Consider the following 4,245-nt stretch of genomic DNA (forward strand, 5'->3'; position numbering starts at 1 on the left):
GAGGGCGCCGCGGGGTCGGGCAGCAGCAGCACCCGCTCGCGCCGGCGCTGGCTGCGCGGCGCCGTGGTCGGGGCCGTCGTCCTCGTCGTGCTCGCCGGCGGCCTGTGGGCCGGGTCGGCCTGGCTGTCGCGCCAGTACTACGTGGGCGCCGACGGCGGCCGGGTGACCATCTTCCGCGGCCTCTCCCAGGACGTCGGCCCGCTGGACCTGTCCTCGGTGGTGCGCCACGAGGACGTCGCGGTGGCCGACCTCCCCGCCGTCTACCGCGCGCGCGTGGAGTCCAGCATCAGCGCCTCGGACCTCACCGACGCGCGGCGGATCGTCACCGAGCTGCGGGCGGAGGTCCGCACCACCGAGGGCGGCGCCGAGGCGGGCACCGAGGGCGGCGGGGCGACCCCCGCCCCGGAGCCGACCCCGACGCAGCCGGGCGAGGCGCTGCCCACCCCCGGCTCCCCTCCGGCGCCGGCCGCCTCGCCGACGACGTTCCCGGCACCGGCTGCGGCGGCGTCCTGATGTCGCTGGTCACCGCCCACGCGCCGCGCAGCCGGCGCGGGGTCGAGCTGCTGCTGCTCGCCGTCGCCCTGGTCATCGCGATGGGCGCCTACGGCATGGTCGGCGTGGCCGTCGACGGCTCCTGGCCGCCGGGGCTCCTGGGCTACGGGGGCGGGCTGGCGGCGCTGACGGGGGCCCTGCACCTGGTGGTCCGCTGGCGCGCGCCCTACGCCGACCCCCTGCTGCTGCCGGTGGCGACCGTGCTCAACGGCCTGGGCCTGGCGATGATCCACCGGCTCGACGTGGCCCGCGACTCCTCCTTCGCCCCCCGGCAGCTGCTGTGGACGGCGGTCGGGGTGGTGCTGGCCGCCGTGGTCGTCGCGCTGCTGCGCGACCACCGGGTGCTGCGCCGCTACACCTTCACCGCGATGGTCGTCGGCCTGCTGCTCCTGCTGCTGCCCCTGGTGCCGGTCCTCGGCACCCGGATCAACGGCGCCCAGATCTGGATCCAGCTCGGGCCCCTGTCCTTCCAGCCCGGCGAGCTGGCCAAGATCGTCCTGACCGTCTTCTTCGCCGGCTACCTCGTGACCGCGCGCGACACCCTCTCGCTCGTGGGCCCGAAGGTGCTGGGCCTGCAGCTCCCCCGCCCCCGCGACCTGGGGCCGATCCTCGTGGCGTGGCTGGCCAGCCTCGGGGTGCTCGTCCTCGAGCGCGACCTCGGCACCTCCCTGCTGTTCTTCGGCCTCTTCGTCGGCATGCTCTACGTCGCCACCCAGCGGGTGAGCTGGATCGCCCTGGGCCTGACCCTCTTCGTCGGCGGGGCCGTCCTCGCCTGGAGCCTGTTCAGCCACGTCCAGGGCCGCGTGTCCGCGTGGCTGGACCCCTTCTCGGACGAGGTCTACAACGCGGACTTCGGGAGCAGCTACCAGCTCGTGCAGGGCCTGTTCGGGATGGCCGACGGCGGCCTGGTGGGCACCGGTCTCGGGCAGGGCCGGCCGCAGACGGTCCCCTTCGCCGAGAGCGACTTCATCCTCGCCGCGCTGGGCGAGGAGCTCGGCCTGGTCGGGGTGTTCGCGGTCCTCGTGCTGTACCTGGTGCTCGTCGAGCGCGGCCTGCGCACCGCGATCGGCGTGCGCGACGGGTTCGGCAAGCTCCTCGCCGGCGGCCTGGCCTTCGCCGTCGCCCTGCAGTGCTTCGTCGTCGCCGGCGGCGTGCTGCGGGTGATCCCGCTGACCGGCCTCACCATGCCGCTGCTGGCCTACGGCGGCTCGTCCCTCGTCTCGAACTGGATGATCATCGGTCTGCTGCTGCGCACCTCCGACGCCGCCCGGCGTCCGGCCCCGGTCGCCGAGACCTCGGGGACCCCGGTGGCGCCCTCCGCGCAGGACGCCTCCGCCACGCAGGTGGTGCGCCTGTGAACGCCCCCCTGCGGCGGCTGTCGGTGCTGGTCATGGCCCTGTTCCTCGTGCTCATGACCGCGGCGACGTGGGTCCAGTCGATCGACGCCGGGCGGCTGCGGGCCGACGGGCGCAACTCGCGCACGCTCTACGCCGAGCTGGGCCGCGAGCGCGGCCCGATCCTCGTCTCCGGCGAGGCCGTGGCGAGCTCCTCGCCGGTCGACGACCCCTACCGCTACCAGCGCTCCTACGTCGACGGCCCGCTGTACGCCCACGTCACCGGCGCCTACTCGGTGGTCTCGCAGCCGACCGGGCTGGAGGCCTCGCTGAACGACCTGCTCTCGGGCAGCTCCGACCAGCTGTTCTACCGGCGGCTGTCGGACCTGCTCACCGGCCGCGAGCCGGCCGGTGCCGTGGTCGAGACGACGCTGGACGCCGCCGTGCAGCAGGCCGCTGCGGAGGCGCTGGGCGACCAGCGGGGAGCGGTCGTGGCGCTCGACCCGCGCACCGGCGACGTCCTGGCGATGGTCTCCTCGCCCAGCTACGACCCGAACGAGCTGGCCACCCACGACCGCGACGCGGCGTCCGCGGCCCGGCAGGCGCTGCTGGCCGACGAGGACGACCCGCTCGTGAACCGGGCGATCGCCGGCGACCTGTACCCGCCGGGCTCGGTGTTCAAGATCGTGACGGCCGCGGCGGCGCTGGAGTCCGGGAAGTTCACCCCCGACACGCTCGTGCCCGGTCCCGCGGAGCTCGACCTCCCGCAGACCGAGACCACGCTGCCCAACAGCAACGGCCGGGCCTGCGGCACCGACGACCAGGTGACCCTCACCGACGCGCTGCGCATCTCGTGCAACACCGCGTTCGGGTGGCTGGGCATGGAGCTGGGCGGCGACGCGCTGCGCGAGCAGGCGGCGGCCTTCGGCTTCGGCGCGGACCTCGACATCCCGCTGGGGGTCACCCCGAGCAGCGTGCCCGAGGAGCTCTCGCCGCCGCAGCTGGCCCAGGCGGGCATCGGCCAGTACGACGTGCGGGTCACCCCGCTGCAGGTGGCCATGGTGGCCGCGGGCGTGGCCAACGACGGCGTGGTGATGCAGCCCAACCTCGTGCGCACCGTGCGCGGCGAGGACCTCGAGGTGATCGAGCGGCCGGAGCCCACCGAGCTGGGGCGCGCGGTCTCCCCCGAGACCGCGGCGGCCCTGACGACGATGATGGAGGCCGTGGTGGAGCGGGGCACCGGCACCGCCGCGCAGATCAGCGGCGTCGCGGTGGCCGGCAAGACCGGCACCGCCCAGCACGACCCCGAGCGGTCTCCGCACGCGTGGTTCACCGCGTTCGCCCCGGCGGACGACCCGCAGGTCGCCGTCGCGGTCGTGGTCGAGGAGGGCGGCTCGGCCGGGGACCAGGCGTCCGGGGGCCGCACCGCCGCGCCGATCGCCCGCGAGGTCATCCAGGCGGCGCTGGCCGGATGAGGCGCGGGGGCTGTGACGGGGGTTGGCACGGACGGGGGGATGCGCGGTGAGGGCTGAGGCGGGGGCGCTGGTGGGGGGCCGCTACCGGCTGACCTCGCCCGTGGCCGCCGGCGGCATGGGCGAGGTCTGGCGCGCCGAGGACGAGGTCCTGGGCCGCACCGTGGCGGTCAAGCTGCTCCGCGCGGAGCTGGCCGCCGACCCCGGGTTCCTCGAGCGCTTCCGCACCGAGGCCCGCCACAGCGCCCGCCTGGCGCACCCCTCGATCGCCACCACGTACGACTACGGCGAGTCCGACGGCACGGCGTGGCTGGTCATGGAGCTGGTCCCGGGCGAGCCGCTGTCGGACCTGCTGGCCCGCGAGGGGGCGCTCGAGCCCCGGCGGGCCATGGCCCTCGTGGCGCGCGCCGCCGAGGGGCTGGCGGCCGCCCACGCCGCGGGCCTGGTGCACCGCGACGTCAAGCCGGGCAACCTCCTCGTCACCCCCGACCTGAACGTCAAGGTCACCGACTTCGGGATCGCCCGGGCCGTCGCGGAGGCGCCGCTGACCGCCACCGGCCAGGTGATGGGCACGGCCGCCTACCTCTCCCCCGAGCAGGCCACCGGACGCCGGGACATCACCGCCGCCGCGGACGTCTACGCCCTGGGGATCGTCACGCACGAGCTGCTGGCCGGCCGGCGTCCGTTCACCGGCGACTCCCAGGTCGCGATCGCGCTGGCCCAGGTCAACGACCCGCCCCCGCCGCTGCCCGAGACCGTGCCCGCCGCGGCCCGCGCCCTGGTGGCCGCCTGCCTGGCCAAGGACCCGCTGGACCGGCCCCAGGACGCCGGGGCGGTCGCCCGGGTCGCCGACCTCGTCGCCGCGGGCGACGAGGACGGCGCGCTGG

The 4,245-nt window shown here is 75.9% G+C and carries 3 protein-coding genes and 1 pseudogene; all 4 read left to right on the forward strand.

Going from position 1 to position 4,245, the window contains the following annotated elements:
- A pseudogene (locus tag AC5FZL_RS15710) lies at positions 1–513 on the forward strand (PP2C family protein-serine/threonine phosphatase); the annotation flags it as partial.
- A complete protein-coding gene (locus AC5FZL_RS15715; protein ID WP_493619821.1) occupies positions 513–1,910 on the forward strand; it encodes an FtsW/RodA/SpoVE family cell cycle protein in 1,398 nt (465 codons plus the stop codon). The pseudogene AC5FZL_RS15710 and the gene AC5FZL_RS15715, both read left to right, overlap by 1 nt.
- Positions 1,907–3,361: a peptidoglycan D,D-transpeptidase FtsI family protein gene (locus tag AC5FZL_RS15720; RefSeq protein WP_493619822.1), complete on the forward strand. Its 1,455-nt coding sequence runs from the start codon at positions 1,907–1,909 to the stop codon at positions 3,359–3,361. Before AC5FZL_RS15715 ends, AC5FZL_RS15720 begins: the two co-directional genes overlap by 4 nt.
- A 46-nt stretch (positions 3,362–3,407) precedes the next feature.
- A partial coding sequence (locus tag AC5FZL_RS15725) for a protein kinase domain-containing protein (RefSeq protein ID WP_493619823.1) occupies positions 3,408–4,245 on the forward strand: 838 nt, incomplete at its 3' end.

This window comes from Quadrisphaera sp. DVD1 (genome assembly GCF_058932755.1).

Coding starts and splice junctions, on each gene's coding strand:
- AC5FZL_RS15715 (WP_493619821.1), top strand. CDS start 513: ATGTCGCTGGTCACCGCCCACGCGCCGCGCAGCCGGCGCGGGGTCGAG.